The organism is Aquicoccus sp. SU-CL01552, assembly GCF_040365005.1.
GTDB lineage: Bacteria > Pseudomonadota > Alphaproteobacteria > Rhodobacterales > Rhodobacteraceae > Antarcticimicrobium.
In genome coordinates this window covers 250,166-273,601 of the sequence record NZ_BAABWV010000002.1, presented here as the reverse complement: position 1 = coordinate 273,601, position 23,436 = coordinate 250,166, and the positions used below count along the sequence as shown (strand labels likewise).

The 23,436-nt window shown below is 66.9% G+C and carries 24 protein-coding genes; 16 read left to right on the top strand and 8 right to left on the bottom strand.

The features are described 5' to 3' along the window. Nucleotides 1-82 precede the first annotated feature (82 nt). From ABWV23_RS04060 to ABWV23_RS04035, 6 genes are all read left to right on the top strand, one after another. Complete coding sequence (locus ABWV23_RS04060) at nt 83-1,930, top strand: TonB-dependent receptor plug domain-containing protein (protein WP_353345187.1); 1,848 nt, start codon at nt 83-85, stop codon at nt 1,928-1,930. Continuing rightward, on the top strand, nt 1,917-2,756 hold the full coding sequence (locus ABWV23_RS04055; protein ID WP_353345185.1) for an ABC transporter substrate-binding protein: 840 nt from the start codon (nt 1,917-1,919) through the stop codon (nt 2,754-2,756). The genes ABWV23_RS04060 and ABWV23_RS04055 overlap by 14 nt, the downstream gene beginning before the upstream one ends. Continuing rightward, complete coding sequence (locus ABWV23_RS04050; RefSeq protein WP_353345183.1) at nt 2,753-3,733, top strand: FecCD family ABC transporter permease; 981 nt, start codon at nt 2,753-2,755, stop codon at nt 3,731-3,733. The genes ABWV23_RS04055 and ABWV23_RS04050 overlap by 4 nt, the downstream gene beginning before the upstream one ends. After that, nucleotides 3,730-4,488 (top strand): ABC transporter ATP-binding protein, encoded by a 759-nt coding sequence (locus ABWV23_RS04045; RefSeq protein ID WP_353345181.1) that lies wholly within the window; start codon nt 3,730-3,732, stop codon nt 4,486-4,488. The genes ABWV23_RS04050 and ABWV23_RS04045 overlap by 4 nt, the downstream gene beginning before the upstream one ends. Further along, a complete protein-coding gene (locus ABWV23_RS04040; protein ID WP_353345179.1) occupies nt 4,485-5,138 on the top strand; it encodes an adenosylcobinamide amidohydrolase in 654 nt (217 codons plus the stop codon). The genes ABWV23_RS04045 and ABWV23_RS04040 overlap by 4 nt, the downstream gene beginning before the upstream one ends. Before the next feature lie 421 nt (nt 5,139-5,559). Continuing rightward, nucleotides 5,560-5,778, top strand: a complete 219-nt coding sequence (locus tag ABWV23_RS04035; protein WP_353345177.1) for a hypothetical protein — start codon at nt 5,560-5,562, stop codon at nt 5,776-5,778. Nucleotides 5,779-5,819: 41 nt separating this feature from the next. Here ABWV23_RS04035 and ABWV23_RS04030 read toward each other — a convergent pair whose 3' ends face one another. After that, nucleotides 5,820-6,035 carry a hypothetical protein gene (locus ABWV23_RS04030; protein ID WP_353345175.1) on the bottom strand — a complete coding sequence of 72 codons (216 nt, stop codon included), beginning with the start codon at nt 6,033-6,035 and terminating at the stop codon, nt 5,820-5,822. Between the two features lie 268 nt (nt 6,036-6,303). Here ABWV23_RS04030 and ABWV23_RS04025 point away from each other — a divergent pair, with 268 nt between their 5' ends. The 4 genes from ABWV23_RS04025 (at nt 6,304) to ABWV23_RS04010 (ending at nt 8,595) form a co-directional block, all read left to right on the top strand. Then, nucleotides 6,304-7,167 (top strand): MBL fold metallo-hydrolase, encoded by an 864-nt coding sequence (locus ABWV23_RS04025; RefSeq protein ID WP_353345173.1) that lies wholly within the window; start codon nt 6,304-6,306, stop codon nt 7,165-7,167. Nucleotides 7,168-7,298: 131 nt separating this feature from the next. Further along, the gene (locus ABWV23_RS04020) at nt 7,299-7,727 is read left to right on the top strand and encodes a YeeE/YedE family protein (protein ID WP_353345171.1); all 429 of its coding nucleotides are present in this window, start codon (nt 7,299-7,301) and stop codon (nt 7,725-7,727) included. Next, complete coding sequence (locus ABWV23_RS04015; RefSeq protein ID WP_353345169.1) at nt 7,727-8,158, top strand: DUF6691 family protein; 432 nt, start codon at nt 7,727-7,729, stop codon at nt 8,156-8,158. Before ABWV23_RS04020 ends, ABWV23_RS04015 begins: the two co-directional genes overlap by 1 nt. An 8-nt stretch (nt 8,159-8,166) precedes the next feature. Continuing rightward, on the top strand, nt 8,167-8,595 hold the full coding sequence (locus ABWV23_RS04010; protein ID WP_353345167.1) for a protein tyrosine phosphatase family protein: 429 nt from the start codon (nt 8,167-8,169) through the stop codon (nt 8,593-8,595). 25 nt (nt 8,596-8,620) lie between these two features. Here ABWV23_RS04010 and ABWV23_RS04005 read toward each other — a convergent pair whose 3' ends face one another. From ABWV23_RS04005 to ABWV23_RS03990, 4 genes are all read right to left on the bottom strand, one after another. Beyond that, nucleotides 8,621-11,302, bottom strand: coding sequence for an ATP-binding protein (locus tag ABWV23_RS04005; protein WP_353345165.1), 2,682 nt, complete (start codon nt 11,300-11,302; stop codon nt 8,621-8,623). Further along, nucleotides 11,302-11,628 (bottom strand): hypothetical protein, encoded by a 327-nt coding sequence (locus tag ABWV23_RS04000; RefSeq protein ID WP_353345163.1) that lies wholly within the window; start codon nt 11,626-11,628, stop codon nt 11,302-11,304. The genes ABWV23_RS04005 and ABWV23_RS04000 overlap by 1 nt, the downstream gene beginning before the upstream one ends. Continuing rightward, on the bottom strand, nt 11,625-12,005 hold the full coding sequence (locus ABWV23_RS03995; protein ID WP_353345161.1) for a response regulator transcription factor: 381 nt from the start codon (nt 12,003-12,005) through the stop codon (nt 11,625-11,627). The genes ABWV23_RS04000 and ABWV23_RS03995 overlap by 4 nt, the downstream gene beginning before the upstream one ends. A 117-nt stretch (nt 12,006-12,122) precedes the next feature. Further along, nucleotides 12,123-13,433 carry a helix-turn-helix domain-containing protein gene (locus ABWV23_RS03990; RefSeq protein WP_353345159.1) on the bottom strand — a complete coding sequence of 437 codons (1,311 nt, stop codon included), beginning with the start codon at nt 13,431-13,433 and terminating at the stop codon, nt 12,123-12,125. A gap of 233 nt (nt 13,434-13,666) precedes the next feature. Here ABWV23_RS03990 and ABWV23_RS03985 point away from each other — a divergent pair, with 233 nt between their 5' ends. From ABWV23_RS03985 to ABWV23_RS03960, 6 genes are all read left to right on the top strand, one after another. Further along, complete coding sequence (locus tag ABWV23_RS03985; RefSeq protein WP_353345157.1) at nt 13,667-15,013, top strand: substrate-binding protein; 1,347 nt, start codon at nt 13,667-13,669, stop codon at nt 15,011-15,013. 131 nt (nt 15,014-15,144) lie between these two features. Next, nucleotides 15,145-16,176, top strand: coding sequence for a branched-chain amino acid ABC transporter permease (locus ABWV23_RS03980; RefSeq protein ID WP_353345155.1), 1,032 nt, complete (start codon nt 15,145-15,147; stop codon nt 16,174-16,176). Between the two features lie 3 nt (nt 16,177-16,179). Continuing rightward, nucleotides 16,180-17,400 carry a branched-chain amino acid ABC transporter permease gene (locus ABWV23_RS03975; RefSeq protein ID WP_353345153.1) on the top strand — a complete coding sequence of 407 codons (1,221 nt, stop codon included), beginning with the start codon at nt 16,180-16,182 and terminating at the stop codon, nt 17,398-17,400. A gap of 13 nt (nt 17,401-17,413) precedes the next feature. Beyond that, nucleotides 17,414-18,169 carry an ABC transporter ATP-binding protein gene (locus ABWV23_RS03970; RefSeq protein ID WP_353345151.1) on the top strand — a complete coding sequence of 252 codons (756 nt, stop codon included), beginning with the start codon at nt 17,414-17,416 and terminating at the stop codon, nt 18,167-18,169. A gap of 12 nt (nt 18,170-18,181) precedes the next feature. Then, complete coding sequence (locus ABWV23_RS03965; protein ID WP_353345149.1) at nt 18,182-18,937, top strand: ABC transporter ATP-binding protein; 756 nt, start codon at nt 18,182-18,184, stop codon at nt 18,935-18,937. Nucleotides 18,938-19,067: 130 nt separating this feature from the next. Further along, on the top strand, nt 19,068-19,934 hold the full coding sequence (locus tag ABWV23_RS03960) for a glycosyltransferase family 2 protein (protein ID WP_353345148.1): 867 nt from the start codon (nt 19,068-19,070) through the stop codon (nt 19,932-19,934). Nucleotides 19,935-19,940: 6 nt separating this feature from the next. On the opposite strand, the gene ABWV23_RS03955 is transcribed toward ABWV23_RS03960, so the two are convergent. From ABWV23_RS03955 to ABWV23_RS03945, 3 genes are read right to left on the bottom strand one after another with little or no spacing between them, the layout of a single operon-like run. Continuing rightward, the gene (locus tag ABWV23_RS03955) at nt 19,941-20,744 is read right to left on the bottom strand and encodes a 3-hydroxybutyrate dehydrogenase (protein WP_353345146.1); all 804 of its coding nucleotides are present in this window, start codon (nt 20,742-20,744) and stop codon (nt 19,941-19,943) included. Further along, nucleotides 20,741-22,249, bottom strand: coding sequence for an AMP-binding protein (locus tag ABWV23_RS03950; RefSeq protein WP_353345144.1), 1,509 nt, complete (start codon nt 22,247-22,249; stop codon nt 20,741-20,743). The genes ABWV23_RS03955 and ABWV23_RS03950 overlap by 4 nt, the downstream gene beginning before the upstream one ends. Further along, nucleotides 22,246-23,406 (bottom strand): acetyl-CoA acetyltransferase, encoded by a 1,161-nt coding sequence (locus ABWV23_RS03945; protein ID WP_353345142.1) that lies wholly within the window; start codon nt 23,404-23,406, stop codon nt 22,246-22,248. Before ABWV23_RS03945 ends, ABWV23_RS03950 begins: the two co-directional genes overlap by 4 nt. Between the last annotated feature and the right edge of the window lie 30 nt (nt 23,407-23,436).

Genomic DNA, 23,436 nt, shown 5'->3' with positions numbered 1-23,436 from the left:
CAACTCACCGTTTGCGGAAGAGCGCGGCCCGCCCGTGCCTTTCCAGACATTGCCGATACCTGTCCCGGAAAGGACAACGACGATGAAAAAACTGCTTCTGACGGCCTCCACGCTGTCGCTCTGCGCCGCCGGCGCCGCCCGCGCGCAAGAGGTCTTCGACCTGGACGAGATCACCGTCTCCTCGACCAAGGCGGGCACGCAAACCCCGCTCGACCGCACCGGGGCGACGGTGCAGGTGATCACGCAGGACGAGCTGGAACAGGCCGACGAAACCACGCTGGCCGAGTTTCTCGCCCGCCAGCCCGGCATCTCGGTCAGTGCCAATGGCGGCGTCGGCGCCAGCACCAACCTGCGCATCCGCGGGCTGGGCGGCGCATATATCAAGGTCTTGGTCAACGGCATCGACGTGACCGACCCCAGTTCGCCCCAGACGCAATTCGACTGGGGCGGAATGACCACCGCCAACCTCGGGCGGGTGGAGATCCTCAAGGGGTCCAGCTCGTCTCTCTACGGCTCGCGCGCGGTGGGCGGCGTGGTCAACATCTCGACCATCCAGCGCCCGGAGGAACCCGGCAGTGAAACCACCTTCGCGCTGGAGGGCGGCAGTTACGAGACCTACCGCGCGGCGGCGAGCTACGCCTACAGCGGTGAGCGCGGCGGCATGACCTTCGGCATCGACCGGATCACCACCAACGGATTCTCGGCCAAGAGCGGCGCCGGAAACACCGAGGCGGACGGCTACCAGGCCACCCAGATCACCCTGTCCGCCGATGTGATGGCGACCGATACCCTCAAACTGGGGCTGTCGGTCTATGCGCTCGATTCCGAGGGGGATTACGACGAGTTCGCCGGCGACGGCGCCGCCCCCTATGACGAGCGCAACACCACCGAGTCGCGCGGGGTCCGCGCCTATGCCGAGTTGATGACCGGCGCGGTGGATCACACCCTGTCGTTCACCTATTTCACCACCGACCGGCTGAGCAGTTCCAACGGCTTTGACACCACGTTTGACGGCGACCGCAAGCGGATCGACTATACCGGCAAATACACGGTCTCGGATGTGCTGACCTTCACCTTCGGCGCCGATTGGGAGGAAGAGAGTTTCAACACCGGCACCGATACCGGCAGCGTCGAGACCACCGGCATTTTCGGCGAGATCCTCTATGCCCCCACCGCCGATCTGGACCTCTCGGCCTCGGTCCGGCTGGACGATCATTCCACCTTCGGCGATTACGTGACCGGGCGGTTGGCCGCCGCTTACCGCGTGAGCGATGCCACTACCCTGCGCGCGGTCGCCGCAACCGGGTTCCGCGCGCCGTCACTTTATGAGCTGAACAGCACTTTCTACGGCAACGCCGCCCTGAACCCCGAGGAGAGCACCAGCTTCGAACTGGGCGTGGAGCATGAGTTCGGCGCGGGCCGCAGCGTCAAGGCCACCGCCTTTCATACCCGGATCGACAACCTGATCCAGTTCGTCTCGCTCTATGATGCGGCAGGCACATGGATCGGCGGCCAGTACCAGCAGGTCGCGGGCGAATCCACGTCGCAGGGCGTGGAGCTTTCGGGTGAATGGGCGGTGAACGACTGGCTCGGCCTCTATGGCAACTATACCTATACCGATGCCGAGGATGCCGCCGGCGCGCGGTTGCTGCGGGTGCCGACCCATGACGTGACCATCGGGTTGGGGGCGGATTTCGCCGCTGGCTGGAGCGGCGACCTGAGCCTGCGTCACGTGGCCGACCGCCCGGCGGAATACGGTGTCGTGATGGATGATTACACCGTGGTCAACGCCGGTGTAACCTATGCCTTTACCGACAACGCGGAGGGATACCTGCGCATCGAGAACCTGTTGGATGAAACCTATGAGACGGCAGCCAGCTACCAGGCGTCGGGGCGCGCGCTCTATGTGGGGCTGCGTGCGTCCTTCTAGGATCATAACCCTGCTCGCCGCGCTGGTGCTGACCGGCGCGGCGGCCGTGGCCGAAGCCGCCCCGAAACGGGTGGTTTCGGTCAATCTTTGTACGGATCAACTCGCCTTGATGCTGGCGGCGCCGGGACAGATCGTATCGCTGTCGCGCCTGTCCCACGATCCCGACAGCTCCTCGATGGCTAAGGCCGCGCGCGCCTTTCCCACCAACGGGTCGGGTGCCGAGGAGGTCTATCTGCTCAAACCCGACCTGGTTCTGGCGGGCACTTTCACCGCGGCGACGACGGTGCAGATGCTGCGCGACCTTGGCATCAGGGTCGAGCTGTTCGCCCCGGCGCGATCGTTGGAGGACGTGCCCGCGCGCCTTGCGCAGATGGGGGCGGCGCTGGGACGCGAGGCGGAGGCAGAGGCGATGATCGCAACTTTCCGCGCCGATCTCGCCCGGCTCACCACCCCGCCGGGCCGGCGTCCGCGCGCGGCGCTTTACTATGTCAACAGCTATACCGTGGGCGACCGTACGCTGGCCGGTGACATTCTGCGCGTGGCCGGGTTCGACAATATCGCCGCCGAGGCGGGGCTGGAGCGCGGCGGCACGCTGGCGCTGGAGCAATTGGTGATGCTGGCGCCCGAGGTGATCGTCAGCGGCCGCGACTATCCCGGACAGGCCCGCGCCGAAGAGGTGCTGAGCCACCCCGCCCTGCGCGCCCTGCCCGGCACCCGTGTCGCCGGCACGCTGACCGACCGCGACTGGATCTGCGGCACGCCGCTGGTGCTCACGGCGGTGGAAAAGATGCGCGATCTGCGCCTGTCGCTGGAGGCCGGGGAATGAGGTTGGCGTTGGGCCTGGTCCTGCTGGTGGCCGTGCTTTTCGTGCTGTCGCTGCTCAGCGGCCAGGCGCCGGTGGGCGCGGGCGACAGTCTGAAGGCGCTGATCGCCGGCGATGGCACGCCGCTGTCGGTGGTGATGCGCGAGATCCGGCTGCCGCGCGCGCTGCTGGCGGCGATGATCGGCGCGGTACTGGGCCAGTCCGGCGCGGCGATGCAGGGCTATCTGCGCAACCCGCTGGCCGAGCCGGGGCTGATCGGTATCTCCGGCGCCTCGGCCCTGGGCGCGGTGCTGGCCATCCAGACCGGGCTGAGCCTGATGTTCCCGCTGGCGCTGCCGCTGGCGGCACTCGGGATGGCGGTGCTGGCGGTACTGCTGATCCTGGCGCTGGCCGGGCCGCGCGGGGCCTCGATCACGCTGATCCTTGCGGGCATCGCGATCTCGGCATTGGCCGGCGCGCTGACCTCGCTGGCGCTGAACCTGTCACCCAACCCGTTTGCCGCCGCCGATATCGTATTCTGGATGATGGGCTCGCTCGCCGACCGCAGCTTTACCCATGTCTGGCTCGCGGCCCCCTTCATGGCGGTGGGCGCGCTTTTGCTGGCCAGCCTCGGGCGGGGGCTGGATGCGCTGACCCTGGGCGAGGATGCGGCCGAGGCGCTGGGGATCGGCCTCTCCGGGTTGCGGCTGCGGCTGATCCTGGGCACGGCGGCCTGTGTTGGCGCGGCGACGGCGGTGGCCGGCGCGATCGGCTTCGTCGGGCTGGTGGTGCCGCACTTATTACGCCCGGCGGTGGGGGCGCGACCCTCGGCCCTGCTCTGGGCCTCGGCACTGGGGGGCGCGGCGATGGTGCTGGCCGCCGATATCGCCGTGCGCGAGCTGTTGCCCGCCCGCGATCTCAAGCTGGGCGTGCTGATGGCGCTGGTCGGCGCGCCGCTGTTCCTGCACCTGATCTACAAGACGCGGAAGGAGATGGCATGAGCCTGATGACCTTGCGCGACCTGACCGTGCGGCGCGGCGAATGCCCGGTGGTCGATCACGTGTCCCTGAGCGTGTCAGAGGGCGAATGCATCGGGCTGATCGGCCCCAACGGCGCCGGCAAGACCACGCTGATGCGCGCTGCGCTGGGCCTGTTGCCCGCCAGCGGAGAGAGCACGCTGGCCGCCCTGCCCGCGCCGGAGCGCGCCCGCACCGCCGCATGGATGCCGCAGGCGCGCGAGATCGCCTGGCCGGTGACGGTGGAGCGGCTGATCGCGCTGGGGCGCATCCCGCACCTGCCACGCGGCGCCCGGCTGCGGTCGCAGGACCGCGCGGCGGTCGAGGCCGCCATCGCCCGCATGGGGTTGGACAGCTACCGCGCGCGCACCGCGACGCAGCTTTCGGGCGGCGAACAGGCGCGGGTGCTGATCGCCCGCGCGTTGGCGCAGGAGACGCCGCTGTTGCTGGCGGACGAGCCGATCGCCGGTCTCGACCCGGCGCATCAGATCGCCACGATGGAGGTCTTCGCGGATCTCGCGCGCGAGGGGCGCTCGGTCATCGTGTCACTGCACGACCTCGGCGCGGCGGCCCGACATTGTACCCGACTGCTGATGATGGAGCGCGGGCGGCTGGTGGCCGATGGTCCGCCCGGTGCGGTGCTGACGCCCGGGAACGTCGACCGGGTGTTCGGCGTCTCGGCATATTACGAGGACACCGCGCAGGGCCCGGTGTTCCAGCCATTGCAGGTCACGCGATGAGGGTGACGCTCGAATCCCCGTGGCTGGAACTGGACCTGGGCGCCGAGGCCCGCGTGCTGAGCTGGTCGCTGACCCGGCCCGGTTTCGTCACGGCCCGGCAGATCCTCTGGCGCGAGGTACGCAATGCCGACCTGCCCGAGGATCTCGACGTGCTGGCCTGGTTTCGCGCCGAACTGGCGGCGCGCGAGGCGGGCGACGCGGTGGCGATGCTGACCTCGCGCCACCTGGAGGCCTTCGAGACGGCGCAGGCGACGGTCGAGGGCGTGACCGGGTTTTGCCTGGCCACCGTCGGGCTGAGCAACGCCGAACGCATCGGCACCCGGCTGGATCGGACCGGCAAGGATTGGGGCACGATCAACGTCGCGCTGCATCTCGACCTGCCGCTGAGCGAGGCGGCGCTGCTGGAACTGATGTCGATCGCGACCCAGGCCCGGACGGCGGCGGTGATGGAGGCCGGGCTCGACCTGCCCACCGGGCGCGCGACCGGGACCGGGACCGACTGCATCGCCGTGGCCGCCCCCGCCGGCGATACCCCCTTTGCCGGGCTGCACACCCCGCAGGGCGAAGCGGCCGGCCGCGCGGTGCACGAGGCGGTGCAGCGCGGCGCGCAGGTCTGGATGGAAACTGTGCGCCGCCCGGACGACCCCTAGGGGCGGGAGGCTCCACTACCTGAACTGGCACAGCCGCCCGTCATCCACAGGTGCCATCGCCGCCCCCCTTTCAATCCCGCATCCGCTGTCCTCCCCGCGCAGGCGGGGATCTTCCACTTTGGGTGCGCGGTTGCGCGGCCCTCCGCTTTCGCGGGGGTGACAGGCAAACCTGAGTAACAGGCGCACCGGGGACAGCGGACCGCCCGACATGCGCCCCGTCCTCCCCGCGACCTGTCATCCCCGCGCAGGCGGGGATCTTTCGCCGTGGGAACCGATGGTGCGAGGCCCTCGCTTTCGCGGGGGTGACATGGGATTGTGATGACAGTCAAAGGGGCGCGGTACGACACCGTCCCACATATCCTTGCACCAACCGGCCCGATCCGATACCGGCAGGGACAATTCGAAACCGGGAGGACCCCCCATGTTCGACATCATGATCTGGGCCGGCGTGGCAATGTCGCTGGCCGGGCTGGCCGGGCTGATCTGGTGCATCCTGCGGGTTGCCCGCGCCCGCCGCGCCAAGCTGCCCGACGACCAGTTGCGCGCGGTGCTGAAATCGGTGCTGCCGATCAACCTCGGCGCACTGGGCCTGTCCGTGCTGGGGCTGATGCTGGTCGGGGCGGGATCCTTCCTCGGTTGATCGCCCGCCCCTGCCCGTCGCCCCCCTGCCCCGCGCGGACCTCAGATCGGCAAGTTGTCAAAGCGATCCTCGATCGCCTCCTCGGTCAGGGCCGCATCAAGACGGCGCAGGCGGTTCGGCACCGGCGCACCCTGTTCCGCCAGCCGTTCGAGAACCTGGCTGAACTGCGGTTGCAGCGCGAGGCGCTGATCCCGGTCGGCCGTGGAAATCCTGCTCTCCAGCCGTTCGGCCTGCGTCAATAGCTCGTGTGTGGTCATGGTATCCTCCCTACGAATCCCGATACTGCCATGAACCTGTGTCATCGGTGACAAACGAAAACTGAATCCCGGGCCTTGCCGACGACACCGGCGATTTTCCGCCCATCCCTTGTGCATTTACCGGTCCCGTCGTTCAAACTTGCGGCACCGGTGACTGCGCGCCAGACTGCCGACGGTTGCCACATGTGGCGCCAGATCCATCACGAGTTCGGCCTTGCAACATATTCATTCCAAGATATATGTTTCACGGAAGCCAATGGAGATCCCGATGACCCCCTTTGTGAAAGCCTTTTTCGACGAAGCCACCTTCACGGTGTCCTACGTCGTCCGCGACCCGAACGGAACAGCCTGCGCCATCATCGACAGCGTGCTGGATTTCGACAATGCCTCGGGGCGCACCGACACCCGGTCCGCCGACAAGATCATCGCCTATGTCCGGGACGAGGGCCTGACGGTGGATTGGATCCTCGAGTCCCACGTGCATGCCGACCACCTGTCGGCAGCGCCCTACATCCAGGAAAAGACCGGCGGCAAGATCGGCATCGGCGACCGGATCACCGTGGTGCAGGACACCTTTGGCAAGGTGTTCAACGAGGGCACCGAGTTCCAGCGTGACGGCAGCCAGTTCGACGCGCTGTTCAAGGAAGGCGACAGTTTCATGGTCGGGCAGATGCGCGGTGACGTGCTGCACACGCCGGGCCACACGCCGGCCTGCCTGACCTATGTGATCGGCGACGCCGCCTTTGTCGGCGACACGCTGTTCATGCCCGATTTCGGCACCGCGCGCTGCGATTTTCCCGGCGGGTCGTCGGAAACGCTGTACCAGTCGATCCAGAAGATCCTGGCGCTGCCCGACGAGACCCGCGTCTTCGTCGGGCACGACTACAAGGCGCCCGGTCGCGACGAATACGCCTGGGAGACCACGGTGGGCGAGCAGAAGGCGCTCAACATCCACGTGGGCCAGGGCAAGAAGATCGAGGACTTCGTGCAGATGCGCGATGCCCGCGACGCCACGCTGAGCATGCCGCGCCTGATCCTGCCGTCACTGCAGGTCAACATGCGCGCCGGCCAGATGCCACCGCCCGACGACCAGGGCGACGTCTTTCTCAAGATCCCGGTGAACAAGCTGTAGCGGCCCGCACCGGGCACAGAACAAGGACGGCGGGCCGGACCCGGGCCGCTGCCGACAGGGACCCCGGCGACCGGACCGAAAGAGCCCGCAGCCGGACAGATGCGCGAACACGATAGGGACATTTGAACATCATGGAAACAGACTGGATCTGGGGCCTGGTCGGCGGCGTGCTGATCGGGACGGGCGGCGCCGTCTATCTGCTTGGCAACGGGCGGATCATGGGCGCCTCGGGCATTCTCGGCGGCCTGGTGGACGGCAGCGGCTGGAAAACGGCCGCGGAACGGATCGCCTTCCTGGTCGGGGTGGTGGTGATGCCGCTGATCCTGTGGCCGCTCTACAACGTCGGGATCGAAACCCACATGACCAAGGACGTCTGGGTGATCCTCTCCGCCGGGCTGCTGGTCGGGATCGGCACGCGGATCGCCAACGGCTGCACCTCGGGGCACGGGGTCTGCGGCATCTCGCGGCTGTCGCTGCGCGGGATCGTGGCGACGGTCTTCTACATCCTCGCCGGCGGCCTGATGCTGGTGCTGTTCCGTCACGTTCTGGAGGTGATCTGATGCGTATCCTTCTTTCGCTGCTCGCCGGCAGCCTGTTCGGCGGCGGGCTGTTCATCTCGGGCATGACCGACACCACCAAGGTGCAGGGCTGGCTCGACGTGTTCGGCAACTGGGATCCGACGCTGGCCTTTGTCATGGGCGGCGCCATCATCCCGATGTTCTTCGCCTGGCGGCTGACCCGGGGGCGCACACCGCTGGTGGGCGGCGCGTTCCCCAGCCTGCCGCGCCCCGAGCTGGATCACCGGCTGATCACCGGGTCGATCCTGTTCGGCATGGGCTGGGGGCTGGCAGGGCTGTGCCCGGGGCCGGCGGTGGCCTCGATCACCTATAACGGGGTCGAGGGGCTGCTGTTCATGGCGGCGATGCTGACCGGCATGGGGGTCGCCCCGGTGATCGGCCGCAATCTGGACAGGCTCGCCGCCACCGCGTAAGGAAAGGCATGGATATTCGCCCCCTTACCCCCGGCTATGCCGTCTCGCCGCAGATCGACGCGGATGACCTGCCCGCGATCGCCGCGGCCGGCTTCACCACCGTGATCTGCAACCGCCCCGACCCCGAGGTCGGCCCCGACCAGTCCTGCGCCACGATGCGGCAGGCTGCCGAGGCCGCCGGGCTGACGTTTTCGGAACTGCCACTGGTGCAGGAGACCCTGACGCCCGAGAATGCCGCGCGCCAGCGGGACATGATCGAGGCCGCCAGCGGGCCGGTGCTGGCCTATTGCCGGTCGGGCACCCGCTGCACGGTGATCTGGGCGCTGGGCCAGGCCGGGCGGATGCCCACCGACGAGATCCTGCAGGCCGCCACCAAGGCGGGCTATCAGCTCGACGGGATGCGCCCGGTGCTGGAGGCGCTGGCAAAACAGGACTGAGACACACCCGGCCTCCCGGGTCTGCCTATTGCGCCGCCAGCCGTTCATCGGCCAGCGGCAGGCTGACCCGAAAGGCGCCCCCGGCCGGCCCTGACAGATAGACGATATCGCCGCCCAGCCGCTGCATGATTTCATAGGAGATCGCCAGCCCAAGCCCGGCGCCGCCGGCCTTTTCGGCGTTCACGCGAAAGAACTTCTCGAACACGGTGGATTGCACCTCGGCAGGAATGCCACTGCCGTTGTCGATGAAATCCACCACCAGTTGCCCACCCACGTCATGCACCGAGATCGTCAGCTCGGGGTTGGCCGAATCGCAGTATTTCTGCGCGTTGGCGATCAGGTTGATGAAGACCTGCGCCAGCCGGTCCAGATCGGTGCGCATCCGCACCGCTTCCTGCGCCCGGCGGCGTTTCACCGCCAGCGGCCGCTCCTCGCCGGCCAGCGCGGTCGACACCGCCCGGTCGAGCACGTCGCCCAGCACCCCGTCGCGCATGTTGAGGTTCACCTGCCCGTTCTCCAGCACGCTGAGATCCAGCAGGTCGTCGAGCAGCCGGGTCAGCCGCAGCGCCTCGTCGTGGATGATGGTGGCATAGCGCACCTTGTCGCCGGGGCCGAGCCCCTCGTTGTCGCGCAGGATCTCGGAAAACGCCCGGATCGAGGTCATCGGTGTGCGCAGCTCGTGGCTGATCTGACCGAGGAAGGCATCCTTTTGCAGCGAGATCTGGGTCAGCTTCTCGTTCGCCTCGCGCAGCTGTTTCGCGGTGCGCGCCAGTTCCGCCGATTTCACCTCGAGCTGGCTGGAATACTCCATCAGCTGGGCGCTTTCGTCCGCCACCGCCAGCAGGTCCTCGACCGAAACCGAGGAGCCGCCGACGATCTGGCCAATCATCGCATGTGCCGCCGCCGCGCCCACCGAGCCGCTGAGTTCGCGCTCCAACCGTTCCAGGAACATCGGCGTCGGCTCGGGCAGATAGCCGCGTCCGCCCTGCAACGCCGCCTCGCGCTGGAACAGGTCCTGCGCCTCGCGCGCGCCGAGGATGCGCTGCGACATGATCATCAGATCCTCGCTTTGCGCCACCGAGCCGGTCCAGCCGCGCGGCCCGGCGGAATGATCGAACACGTTGACGAACTGCGCGCCCTGCAGCCGCTCCAGCGGCGAGGGAAAGCTCAGCAGAGAGGCGGCGCAGAAGGCCACCGTGTTCAGCAGCATGCTCCACATCACCGAATGCACGATGGGGTCCAACCCCTCGATCCCGAACAGCGCCTCCGGGCGCAGCCAGCCGATGCCGAAGGGGCCGTACGCGAGCACGGATTCAGGCATCAAGCCGCCGCCGAGCCCGGGCAGAAGCAGCGTGTACAGCCACAGCGCGAAGCCCACCGTGAGGCCCGCCAGCGCACCGCTGCGCGTGGCCCCGCGCCAGAACAGCCCGCCGACCAGTGCCGGCAGGATCTGCGCGATGCCAGCGAATGAGATCAACCCGATCGAGGCCAGCGCCGCGCCGCCCCCCGACAGCCGGAAATAGAAATAGCCCAGCGCCATGATCACCGCGATCGACACCCGGCGCGCCAGCAGGATCACGTGGCGTACATCGCCCGAGACCGAGGCCCGGTCGCTTTGCGACGATAGCCAGATCGGCATCACCACGTGGTTCGACACCATGGTCGACAGCGCCATCGCGGCGACGATCACCATCGAGGTGGCCGAGGAAAACCCGCCGAGGAACGACAGCATCGCCAGCGACTCGCGGCCCTGGCTCAGCGGCACGGTGAGCACGAACATGTCCGGATTGGAGCCCTCGGGCATCACCTCGAGCCCGACCACGGCGATCGGCACGACGAACAGGCTGATCAGCAGCAGATAGGTCGGAAAGGCCCAGGCGGCGGTGCGCAGGTGGCGCTCGTCGTCGTTCTCGACCACCATCACCTGGAACATGCGCGGCAGGCAGACAAAGGCCGCCACGGCGAGAAAGGTGATCGTGGCCCAGCGGCTGCCGTTGACCTGCCATTCGCCGATCGGCGAGGCGTCGATGCGGGCCATGGTCTCGGACACGCCGCCGGACAGGCCCCAGACCACGAAGACCCCGACCGCGAGCAGAGCGATCAGCTTGACCACCGCCTCGAGCGCGATGGCGGTGACCACGCCGTGGTGACGTTCGTTGGCGTCGAGGTTGCGGGTGCCGAACAGGATCGCGAAGACCGCCAGCCCCGCCGCCACCCAGAACACCACCGAGGCATCGCTGAACCCGCTGACCGGCGCGTCCTCGAAGAAGATCGAGAACGACAGGGTGATGGATTGCAATTGCAGCGCGATATAGGGGGTGATCCCGATCACGGCCAGAATGGTGACACAGATCGCCAACAGGTTGGATTTTCCGTAGCGGGACGAGATCAGGTCGGCGATCGAGGTGACGCGTTGGCTGCGGCCGACGCGCACCAGCTTGCGCAGCCCCCACCACCAGCCCACCATCACCAGCGTCGGGCCAAGGTAGATGGTGACATACTCCAGCCCCGAGCGTGCGGCGTAGCCGACCGCGCCGTAAAACGTCCAGGCGGTGCAGTAGATCGACAGCGACAGCGTGTAGATCAGCGGCGAGCGCAACCAGGTGGCGCGCCCGGTGGCGGCCAGCCTGTCGGCGGCAAAGGCGACGATGAACAACAGCGCCACATAGGACAGGCAGACCAGCACCATCAGGTTGAGCGTGGCCATCAGCCGCGCCCCCGCCCGGGCCCCTCGGCCTCGTCCTCGCCGCGCGCCGGCCCCGACCAGCCGCGGGTCAGCCGGCCAAACCAGATGTTGCCCAGGATCAGCAGCGCCCAGACCAGGAAGATGTAAAGGATGGCGCGCGACGTGGGCAGCGGCGCCACATCGCCGCTCTCTCCGGCCGCCGGCCACATCAGCGGCACCGCGAACAGCAGCGCCCCGAGCACCGGCAGCAACCGGGCGGTATCCATCAACCGGCGCCGGCGATAGCTTTGACGTCCAAGGAAAACCGCCGGCGACCTGCGATCGGCTGTGTCCTCCTCGCCGGTCATGGCCGCGAGGCCTGCGCGTACAGGTCACGCACGGCGGTCAGCACCTCGGCATTGGAGAACGGCTTGGTCATGAAACGGTTGACCCCCGCCTTTTCCGCCATCTCGCGGTCGCGCGACTGTCCCCGCGCGGTCAGCATCAGCACCGGCAGATCGCGCAGCCCGTCGCTCTCACGCAGCTCGCGCAGGATGTCCATACCGCTCTTGCCCGGCAGCATCACGTCGAGAATGACAAGGTCCGGACGGGCGGCGCGAATGACCTCGACAGCATCGCTTCCGTCGGCGTGGATGTCCACGCGCCATCCCTCCCGCGTGAGCAGAAAGCGGATCGCCTCGGAAATATTGGCTTCGTCCTCGATCAGCAGAACATGTCGACCCATGCCAGACCATCCCTCCCCAGATGTGCGTCTCGCGATCAGGCGATCGTATCGCCTTTCAACAGTATGTCGACGCGACAGCAGAACCGCAACAACCACGGTCGCCCTTCGCCGCCCCGGTCAGAACCCCTCGCTCAGGATCGAGGGTTCGCGACGGGCCTCGCAGCCGCTGCGCGGGCAGACCCGACAGGTGCTCCCCACCGGTTGCACGGTGGCCGCGTTGCCGCCCTCGCCCGGTCGCACCGGCAGGATCAGCATGATCGAGCGGTACAGCGGGTCACGCTCGAACCCGGGCGGCCCGTCGGGCCAGGCCACTGCCAGGCAGTCGAACTCGACCGCCGTGCGCCCCTGTTGCGACACCCGGCGGCGGATCGGCACCAGCGGCCGGTTCAGCGCGGCGAACAGGGGCCACAGCGGGCAGGCCTCGCCATGGCGCGGCAGGGCAAAGCCGGTCACCGCCTTACGGAACAGGATGCTGCCCGAGGCATCGCAGATCACCAGCCCGACCTCGCCCGACAGCACCCCTTCGGGCAGCGCCGCGATGCGCCGAAAGACCGCCGGCAGATCGACATCGAAGGCCCCGGCCAGCGCCAGCGGGTCGAGGCCGACCGCCTTCACCTCGCGCTGAAAGGGCGCCAGCGGCATCTTGGCCGCATCCTCGGCGTATTGATCCAGAACGGCGCGGGCCACCTGCCGCGCGGCCCGCCCGGTCAGCTCGGGCGCCGCCGCGACGATCACCTCCGGCGTCTCGGTGCCACGTTCCAGCGCCGGAAAGTGATGGCCGTTGGCGGCCATGAAGCCCTCGACCTCCTCCTGCGGGGCGCCGCGATGATCCTCGCCCATCCGGTTGTCGTCGAGATAGTTGACCAGCGCCTTGGAACTGTCGGCGAGACGCGCACTGTCCTCGTTCAGGTTGCGGTGAAACCGGTCGCGCCATTCCGGCTCCAGCTCGCCGGTCTCGGCCAGGATCGAGGCGGTGGAGCGGATCGCCGCCGCCGTCGACAGGACCTCGTGCAGCGAGGCGGCAAGCCGGGGATCATGGGTGAGCCGGTCCGACAGCGTCTCGACCGTGCGCTCGAGCGAGGCGATGCGCCGATGCGACCAGGCCAGCACCTCGGCCCAGCCCGGAAACCGGCCGGCGAATTCCTCGGCACGGTCGGTCTCGGCGATGGCAACACCGGCCCCGGCCGCGGCCTCGCGCAGCGTGGCGATCAGCGCCGCCTCGGCCCCCTCGGTCAGCATCGACGGCTCGACCGCCAGCACCTCGGCGATATCGACCAGCAGTTTGCCGCCGATTCTGCGCCGGTTGTGCTCGATGAGGTTGAGGTAGGAGGGCGAGATTCCGACCTGCCGGGCCAGATCGGCCTGGCGCAGCCCCTTGATCGCCCGCCGTTCGCGGATACGGCTGCCGGTCAGGGTGTCACGGGGCATCGCGTCGGACCTCCTTTTTCATGGATTTTCAATGCCTTTCTGCATTGCGACATAACTTTATTTACAAGTTCGCCCGACCATCTGTTCATTTGTTGACAAATATATTGTGCTTTTCAAGGGGTTTATTGCGTCATTTTCCAAAACCTCACCATAATAAATTTGCACAATACGTGCATGCGCCGCACAGGGAATGAGGAGCTCTGCGGCGCAATACATGAAATGGGAGGATTTCAATGTCCAAGACTGATGTCACACGTCGTGGCGTGCTGAAAACCGGCGCGATCGCCGGGGCCGGCGTTGCGCTGCCGACGATCTTCACGGCGTCGTCCGCGGCCGCCTACATGAACGAACCGACCGGCGGTACGGTCACGCTGGGCTTCAACGTGCCCCAGACCGGCCCCTATGCGGACGAGGGAGCGGACGAGCTTCGCGCCTATGAACTGGCGGTCGAGCACCTGAACGGTGGCGGTGACGGCGGCATGATGAACACCTTCAGCTCCAAGGCGCTGCAGGGCAACGGCATCCTGGGCAAGAAGGTCGATTTCGTCACCGGCGACACCCAGACCAAATCGGACGCCGCCCGCGCATCGGCCAAGTCGATGATCGAAAAGGACGGCGCCATCATGATCACCGGCGGTTCGTCCTCGGGCGTGGCCGTCGCCGTGCAGGGCCTCTGCCAAGAGGCCGGCGTGATCTTCATGGCGGGTCTGACCCACTCCAACGACACCACCGGCAAGGACAAGAAGGCCAACGGCTTCCGCCACTTCTTCAACGCCTACATGTCGGGCGCCGCGCTGGCGCCGGTGCTCAAGAACCTCTACGGCGCCGACCGCAAGGCCTATCACCTGACCGCCGATTACACCTGGGGCTGGACCCAGGAGGAATCGATCGTGGCCGCCACCGAGGCACTGGGCTGGGAAACCGTGAACACGGTGAAGACTCCGCTGGCCGCGACCGACTTCTCGTCCTACATCGCGCCGGTGCTGAACTCGGGCGCCGACGTGCTGGTGCTGAACCACTACGGCGGCAACATGGTCAACTCGCTGACCAACGCCGTGCAGTTCGGCCTGCGTGAAAAGATGGTCAACGGCAAGAACTTCGAGATCGTCGTGCCGCTCTATTCGCGGCTGATGGCCAAGGGCGCCGGCGAGAACGTGAAGGGCATTCACGGTTCGACCAACTGGCACTGGTCGCTGCAGGACGACGCATCCAAGGCCTTCGTCAAGTCGTTCGGCACCAAGTACGGCTTCCCGCCGAGCCAGGCAGCACACACCGTGTATTGCCAGACGATGCTCTATGCGGATGCCTGCCAGCGCGCCGGTACCTTCAACCCCTGCGGTGTGGCCGAGGCGCTCGAAGGTTTCGAGTTCGACGGGCTGGGCAACGGCAAGACGCTCTATCGTGCCGACGATCACCAGTGCTTCAAGGACGTGCTCGTGGTGCGCGGGAAGGAAAACCCGACATCCGAGTTCGACCTGCTGGAAGTCGTCGAGGTGACCCCGGCCGCGCAAGTGACCTATCCGCCGGATCATCCGATGTTCGCCGGCGGCAACCTGGGCACCTGTAACCCGGGCGCCTGATCACGGCTGGTCCGGGCCGCCTTAGGGCCCGGACCGCTTTTCAACTTTTCCGGGAATTCGGTTGAACCTGCCGGCGGTCCGCAAGGTCCGCTCCGGCGCGGTGTTGCCAATCCAAAATTACGGTGGGGACCATGGACGCACTCCTGCTGCAGATTCTAAACGGGCTCGACAAAGGCTCGGCCTATGCGCTGATCGCGCTTGGCCTGACACTCATCTTCGGCACGCTCGGCGTGGTGAACTTCGCGCATGGCGCGCTGTTCATGATCGGCGCCTTCTGTGCGGTCACGGTACAACGTTTCCTGAACCTGAGTTTCGAGACCATCGACGAGACCCAGAAGGATTTCCTGGGCAATGCGCTCAAGGTCAAGACACCCTATGTCGAATCCTGGTTCGGCCCCGACATGGGGGCGGCCATCATCGACTGGTCGGTACCACTGGCGATCCTGTTCGCGATCCCGATCATGATCCTTGTCGGGGTCGTGATGGAACGCGGACTGATCAAGCATTTCTACAAACGCGAACACGCCGACCAGATCCTCGTGACCTTCGGCCTGGCCATCGTGCTGCAGGAAGTGGTCAAGTATTTCTTCGGCGCCAACCCGATCCAGACCCCGGAGCCCGACGCGATGCGCGGCTCGGTCGATCTGGGCGTGATGATCGGGTTCCAGGTCAACGCGATCATCTACCCGATCTGGCGGCTGGTCTATTTCTTCTTCGCCCTCGCGATCATCGGCGGCGTCTTCGCCTTCCTGCAGTTCACCACCTTCGGGATGGTGGTGCGCGCCGGCATGGCCGACCGCGAGACGGTGGGCCTCCTGGGGATCAACATCGACCGCCGGTTCACCATCATGTTCGGCGTCGCCTCGGCGGTGGCCGGCCTCGCCGGGGTGATGTACGGCCCGCTGAACCCGCCCAACTATCACATGGGCATGGATTTCCTGGTGCTGAGCTTCGTGGTCGTGGTTGTCGGCGGCATGGGCTCGCTCCCCGGTGCCGTGCTCGCCGGGTTCCTGCTGGGCATCCTGGAAAGCTTCGCCTCGACCACATGGGCGACGACGACGATCCCGGGCATCAACCAGATCATCATCTACCTCGTCGCGATCATCATTCTGCTGACCCGCCCACGGGGCCTGATGGGCCGCAAAGGCGTGATGGAGGACTAATACATGCTCGGACTCAACAAGAAAGACACCACGCTCCTGCTCGTGGTCGCGGTGCTGACGCTGTTCGCGCCCTTCATCCTCAACCCGTTCCCGACCGACAGCGCCATGGCGCAATTCAACGCCGGCTACCCGGACCTGATGCAACGCTTCATCATCTTCGGGATCTTCGCCGTCGGGTACAACATCCTGTTCGGGCTGACCGGCTACCTCTCCTTCGGCCACGCGGCCTTTCTGGGGGTGGGCAGCTATTCGGCAGTCTGGATCTTCAAGCTGTTCTCCTACAACGTGCTGCCCGCGATCGGCCTCAGCGTGGTGGTCGCAGCGATCTTCTCGCTGTTGATCGGATTCGTCAGCCTGCGGCGCTCGGGCATCTACTTCTCGATCCTGACGCTGGCCTTCGCGCAGATGTCCTTCGCACTGGCCTACTCGGTGCTGTCGAACCCCAAGTTCAACCTGACCAACGGCGAGACCGGGTTGCAGGTCTATGCCGATGATCCGCAGTGGTTCCACCGCGACGGGCTGCCGGACCTGCCGCACCTGTTCGGCCTGTCCATGCGCTCGACCTACACGCTGGACCTGGGCGCCTGGAGTTTCGACTTCAACGCCGGATACTACCTCTGCGCGGTGATCCTGATGATCGTCTTCTACCTGGCGATCCGCATCTTCCGCTCGCCCTTCGGGATGATGCTGCGGGCGGTCAAGTCGAACCAGCAGCGGATGAACTACACCGGTCTCAACACACGGCCCTACACCCTCGCGGCCTTCGTCATCTCGGGCATGTACGCCGGGCTGGCCGGTGGCCTGATGGCGGCGATGGACCCGCTGGCCGGCGCCGAGCGGATGCAGTGGACCGCCTCGGGCGAGGTGGTGCTGATGACCATCCTCGGCGGCACCGGCACGCTGATCGGTCCGATCCTGGGCGCCGGTTTCATCAAGTACTTCGAGAACATCTTCTCGAAGATCAACGATACCGTCCTGCACAACTGGTTCGCCTTCCTGCCGGACGGGATCGAGGATTTCGTGGTCTTCATCGTGCACCCCTTCATCGGCAAGGGCTGGCACCTGACGCTGGGCCTGCTGTTCATGCTGGTCGTGATCTTCCTGCCCGGCGGGCTGGTCGAGGGCGGACAACGGTTGTCGCGGCTGTTCAAGCGGCGCAGCGCCAAGGCCAAACCCGAAGATCCCGAACATCACCCCGAAGAAAAACCCCACGTGGCCGAGTGAAAAGGACGCTGATATGGGCATTCTCGAAGTCAAGAACGTCAACAAGAACTTCGGCGGCCTCAAGGCGCTGAGCGAGGTGAACCTGAGCGTACGCGAGAACTCCGTGCACGCCATCATCGGCCCCAACGGCGCCGGCAAGTCCACCCTGCTCAACTGCCTCGTGGGCAAACTGATCCCGGACACCGGCAGCGTCATGTTCGACGGCCAGTCGGTGCTGGGCCGCTCGCCCTACGAGATCAACCAGATGGGCATTTCTCGCGTGTTTCAGACGCCCGAGATCTTCGGCGACCTGACGGTGATGGAAAACATGCTGATCCCGATCTTTGCCCGGCGCGACGGGTCCTTTCGCATGCACGCCTATGAATCTGTCGCCAACGAGCGCGAGGTCATCGAACAGGCCGAGCATGTGCTGGAGGACATGAACATGGCCGACAAGCGTCACATGCACGCCGCCTCGATGTCACGCGGTGACAAGCGGCGGCTGGAGATCGGCATGTGCCTGAGCCAGGAGCCGCGCCTGCTCCTGCTGGACGAACCCACCGCCGGCATGGCGCGGGCCGATACCAACAACACCATCGACCTGCTCAAGCAGATCAAGGCCGAGCGTGACATCACCATCGCCATTATCGAACACGACATGCACGTGGTGTTCAGCCTTGCCGACCGGATCACCGTGCTGGCGCAGGGCACCCCGCTGGTCGAGGACGATCCGCAGAACATCAAGGGCAACCCCAAGGTGCGCGAAGCGTACCTGGGCGAGTCGGCGTAAGGAGGAAGACAGATGAACGTCAAACCGGACTTTTCCAAACACGCCAACCACGCCGAGACCGCGCCCGCCTTTCTCTCGGTCTGGGACATGCATGCCTATTACGGCGAGAGCTACATCGTGCAGGGCGTCAACTTCAACGTGCACGAGGGCGAGATCCTGGCGCTGCTGGGTCGCAACGGCGCCGGCAAGACCTCGACGCTGCGTGCCATCGCCCGCACTGGCAGCCCCGAGGTGACCCATGGCGAGATCTGGCTCGACCATCAACCGCTGCACAAGATGAGCTCGCACGAGGCGGCCAGCGTCGGCCTGGGGCTAGTGCCCGAGGACCGGCGCATCATCCCCGGCCTGACGGTCGAAGAGAACCTGCAACTGGCCCAGATCGCCCCGCCCGTCGGCTGGTCGATCGAGCGCCTGTACGAGTTGTTCCCGCGCCTGGGCGAACGCCGCAAGCAGGAAGGGGTGACGCTCTCGGGCGGCGAACAACAGATGCTGGCCATCGCCCGGGCTCTGGCGCGTGACCTCAAGGTCCTGCTGCTGGACGAACCCTACGAGGGACTGGCGCCGGTGATCGTCGACGAGATCGAGAAGACGCTCCGCATCATCAAGGAGCAGGGCATGACCACGATCCTTGTCGAACAGAACGCGGTGCGCGCGCTGCAACTGGCCGACCGCGCCATCATCCTCGATACCGGCACCATCGTCTTTGACGGCACCGCCGCAGAGGTGCTGGAGAACGCGGAACTGCGGGCAGAGTACCTGGCGATCTGACCCCCCCTTCCCCGCCGGCCGCGATCATGCGGCAGCAGGTTGGCCGGTCCCCCCAGGGGGCCGGCCTTTTCGCGTCTCTCACGGGCCGGTTTCGCTTGTTCCCGGGCTGCGTCCCCCGCAAGGTGCCTGGATGAGTATCTGCGCGATCACGATGGTCTACCGCGATCACTGGGCCCTGTCCCAGTGGTACGATCATTACGCCCGCCACCTGGGGGCAAGGAACCTGTTCGTCCTGGCCCATGGCGCCGACCGGGCGCTGCCGGCGCTGTGCCCCGGCGCCAACATCCTGACCCTGCCGCGCGACCGGCTCGACGGATTCGACGGGCTGCGCGACCGGGTGCTGAACGGATTTCAGGCCGGGCTGGGCGCGGTCTATGACTGGGTGATCCGCACCGATGCCGACGAGTTGATCTGCCTCGACCCCGATGTTTTCCCCAGCTTTGCCGCGTTGCTGGGCGCGCAAGAGCGTGACGTGGTCTTTGCGCTGGGCCTGAACGTGACCGAACGCCCGGACGATCCGCCGCTGGACAAGGGGGCATCGGCCCTGTCCACGCGCTCCGGCGCGGTATTCTCGGGCCTCTACAGCAAGGCGTGGGCGGTGCGAAAGGGGTTGCCGCTGCTGCGGCACGGGGTGGGGCTGCGCCGCAAGGTGCTGGAGAATTACCCGCTGACCCTGCCGCCCGGGGTCTACCTGGCGCATCTGAAATATGCCAACCGGGCCGCGCTGCGCCGATCAAACCGCCACCGGCGCGAGATCGCCAACAGCGGCGGCAAGGGGCTGCCGGGCGCGGCCTGGCAGAAACCGCTGCTGGCCGAGCGCAAGTTCTATGCCCGGTTCGAGGAGCTACCGGAACAGCCGTGGGACTCTTGCGCGACCGATGCCCTGGCCCGGATCGCCGCCGAGCCGGTCCGCGACATGGGCAAGGGGGTCTTGCGCGCGCAGAACATCCAGTTCGACACGCGGACCACCCTGCCCGGACGCATCCGCCGGTTCTGAACCGCGCTATTGCGCGGTCCAGCCTCCGTCGACCGGGATCGCGGTGCCGGTGATGTTATGGGCCACCGGGTTGCACAGCCACAGCGCCAGTTCCCCGATCTCCGAGGGGTCGGACAACCGCTGGCTCGGTTGTTTCTCGGACAGAAGATCGGCGATGCCGGCATCTCGGTCGCCGCCGAACTGCGCCGCCCGTGCCTCGACCTGCGGTTCGATGATCGCGGTCTCGGTCCAGCCGGGGCAGATGCAGTTCACCGTCACCCCGCCCTTGGCCCGCTCGCCCCGGGCGGCATATTCCAGCGCCGCCACCCGGCTGAGGCCGACCAGCCCGAACTTGGCCGCCACGTAGGGCGCCTTTTCCTTGCTGGCGACCAGCCCGTGCACACTGGCGATGTTGATGACCCGGCCATAGCCCCGCTCGGCCATGCCCGGCATCGCCGCGCGCATGGTGTCGAAGGCGGCGCTGAGGTTGACCGCGAGGATCGCGTCCCAGGTCTCGCGCGGCATCTCGGAGAGCGGTGCGGTGTGCTGGATACCGGCGTTGTTGACCAGGATATCGGGCCCGCCCCATGTGCCCACCGCCTCCATCAGGTCGGCGATCCGGTCGGGGTTGCGCAGGTCGCCGTCAAAGAACTCGGCCTGCGGCGCGCCAAGCTCGCGCAGGTGGGTGCAGGCCTCGTCGATCTGGGCGTCGCCCGCGATCCCGTGCACGGCGATGCGCGCCCCGGCCCGGGCCAGCGACTCCGCGATGGCCAGCCCGATGCCTTGCACCGATCCGGTAACCAGGGCGGTCTTTCCACTAAGATCCGTCATGCGATCTCCTCCAGCATTTTTCGCAGCTCGGTCTTGAGGACCTTGCCATAGTTGTTCTTGGGTAATTCGGCGATTGAAACGTAGGCTTTGGGGCGCTTGAAGCGGGCGATGTTGGCGTTGCAGAGCGCGTCGAGATCGGCCTCCGCCACCTCGCCCACGACAAAGGCCACCACCTCCTCGCCCCAGTCGGGATGGGGACGCCCGACGACCGAGGCCTCGCGCACCTCCGGGTGGGTCAGCAGCACCTCCTCGACCTCGCGCGGATAGACGTTGGAGCCGCCGGTGATGATCATGTCCTTGGAGCGGTCCTGCATGGTGACGAAACCGTCGTCGTCCATGAACCCCATGTCGCCGGTCATCAGCCAGCCGTTCACCAGCGTCTTGGCGGTGGCCTCCTCGTTGCGCCAATAGCCGGGCATCACCACGTCGCCGCGCACCATGATCTCGCCGTGTTCGCCGGCGGGCAAGGGATTGCCCTGCGCATCGCCGATCTGCACCTCGACCGGCGATTGCGCCCGGCCGACGCTGAGCAGGCGCTCGCGCCAGCGCGGGTGGCTGCGGTCGGCGACCAGGTCGCGCGACAGGGCGGTGATCCCCATCGGGCATTCGCCCTGGCCGTAGATCTGTACGAAAATCGGCCCGAATTGTACGATCGCCTCCTCGATGTCGGCCAGGTACATCGGCCCGCCGCCATAGACCACGGTGCGCAGCCCCTCGCCGGTCTCGCCCGTCGCCTTGGCGGCGGCGGTCATGCGATGCACCATGGTCGGCGCGGCGAACATCTGGATGTTACGGTGATGCCGCGCCAGCGCGAAGATCTCCTCCGGGTCGAACCCGCCCGAGACCGGGCAGACGTGGCGCGCGCCGACCAGCACGTGCACCATGTTGTAGATCCCCGCGCCATGGCTCATCGGCGCGGCGTAAAGGATCGCGTCCTCCGCCGTCGCCGCATCCACGTCGACCAGGTAGGCCAGCGACATGTCCACCAGCATCCGGTGGCTGATCCGCACCCCCTTGGGCCGCCCGGTGGTGCCCGAGGTATAGAACAGCCAGGCCAGATCGTCCGGCGCGCGCGCCGCGGGGGCCGCGACCGGCGGCTGTGCCAGTGCCGCGGCGAATTCCGGCCCGGTACAGTCGATGAACCGGCCCGGCGCATCCGCCTCCTCCAACGCCTCGGTCAGGCCGGGCGAGGTAAAGCACAGGGCGGCCTCCGAGTTCTCGAGGATATAGGCCGCCTCGCGCCCGTGCAGCTTGGCATTGATCGCCACCGCCACTGCGCCGGCATACCAGATGCCGTATTGCACGATCAGGTAGTCGGGGCAGTTCTTCATGAAGATCCCGACCCGGTCGCCGGGGGCGATGCCCTGCGCGGCCAGCCAGCCGGCCACGCGCGCGGCGCCATCATGGAACCCGGCGTAATCGGCCACCTGCTCGGTGCCCGTGAACAGCGCCGGGCGGTCCGGGTTGAGCCGGGCCTGCCGTTGCAGCCAGTTCCCGAGGTTCATGCCTTCACGCCCTCGAGGATCGAGGCATAGTTGGCCACGCCCGAGCCGCCCATGTTGAACACCAGCCCCAGCTCGGCGCCGGGGTGCTGCATCGCGTCCGCCTGGCCCACCACCTGACGGGCGATCAGCGCGTGCATGGAAACGCCGGTGGCGCCGACCGGGTGTCCCTTGGCCTTGAGCCCGCCGGAGAGGTTCACCGGAAGACGCCCACCGGCATGGACCACCCCGCCCTCGAGCAGGTCGGCGGCATGGCCGTGGGCGGCCAGCCCCATCGATTCGTAGATCAGCAGCTCGGCGATGGTGAAACAATCGTGCACCTCGGCCACGTCGATGTCGTCGACGGTGATCCCGGCGCGGTCATAGGCGCTGTGGATCGCCCGGCGCGGCCCCTCGAAGGCAATCAGGTCGCGCTGGGACATCGGCAGCAGGTCGTTGACCTGGGCGACGCTGCGCATCTTGACCGCCTTGTCGACACCGGGAAGGACATCCTCGGCCACCAGGACGATGGCCGCCGCCCCGTCAGAGACCAGCGAGCAGTCGGTCTTTTTCAGCGGCGCGGAGATCATCGGATTGCGGTCCGAGACCGTGGCACAGAACGCCTCGTCCATCGGTTTTTGCAATTGCGCCAACGGGTTGTTGACCGAGTTTCCGTGGTTCTTGGCGGCGATCCGGGCCAGCGCCTGGCTGTGATCGCCGTATTTTTCGAAATAGGCCTGCGCAAATTGCGCGAAGGCCCCGGGAAAGGACAGCCCCGCCTCTTCCTTCTGATAGGCGGCATGACCAAGCGCGGCGGTCACCTCGGCGCCGGGCAGATGGGTCATCTTCTCGACCCCGATCACCAGCGCGACCTTGGCCTCGCCCGCCAGGATTGCCTGACGCGCGGCAAAGACCGCCGCCGACCCGGAGGCGCAGGCATTTTCCAGCCGCGTCGCGGGCTTGTAGCGCAGCCCCGGGTCGATCCCCATGGCCAGCGAGGCGGGGAACCCGTCGGGCACCATGCCGGCGTTGAAATGTCCCATCCAGATGCCGTCGACATCCACCCCGGCGACGCCGGCATCGGCCAGCGCCTCTCTGCCCGCCTCGGTGATCAGGTCCTCAAGGCTCTGATCAACCAGTTTGCCGAATTTCGTATGGCCCCAGCCAGCGATGTAAACCATGGTCTTCCTCCCATTGAAATTGCGCCAAAG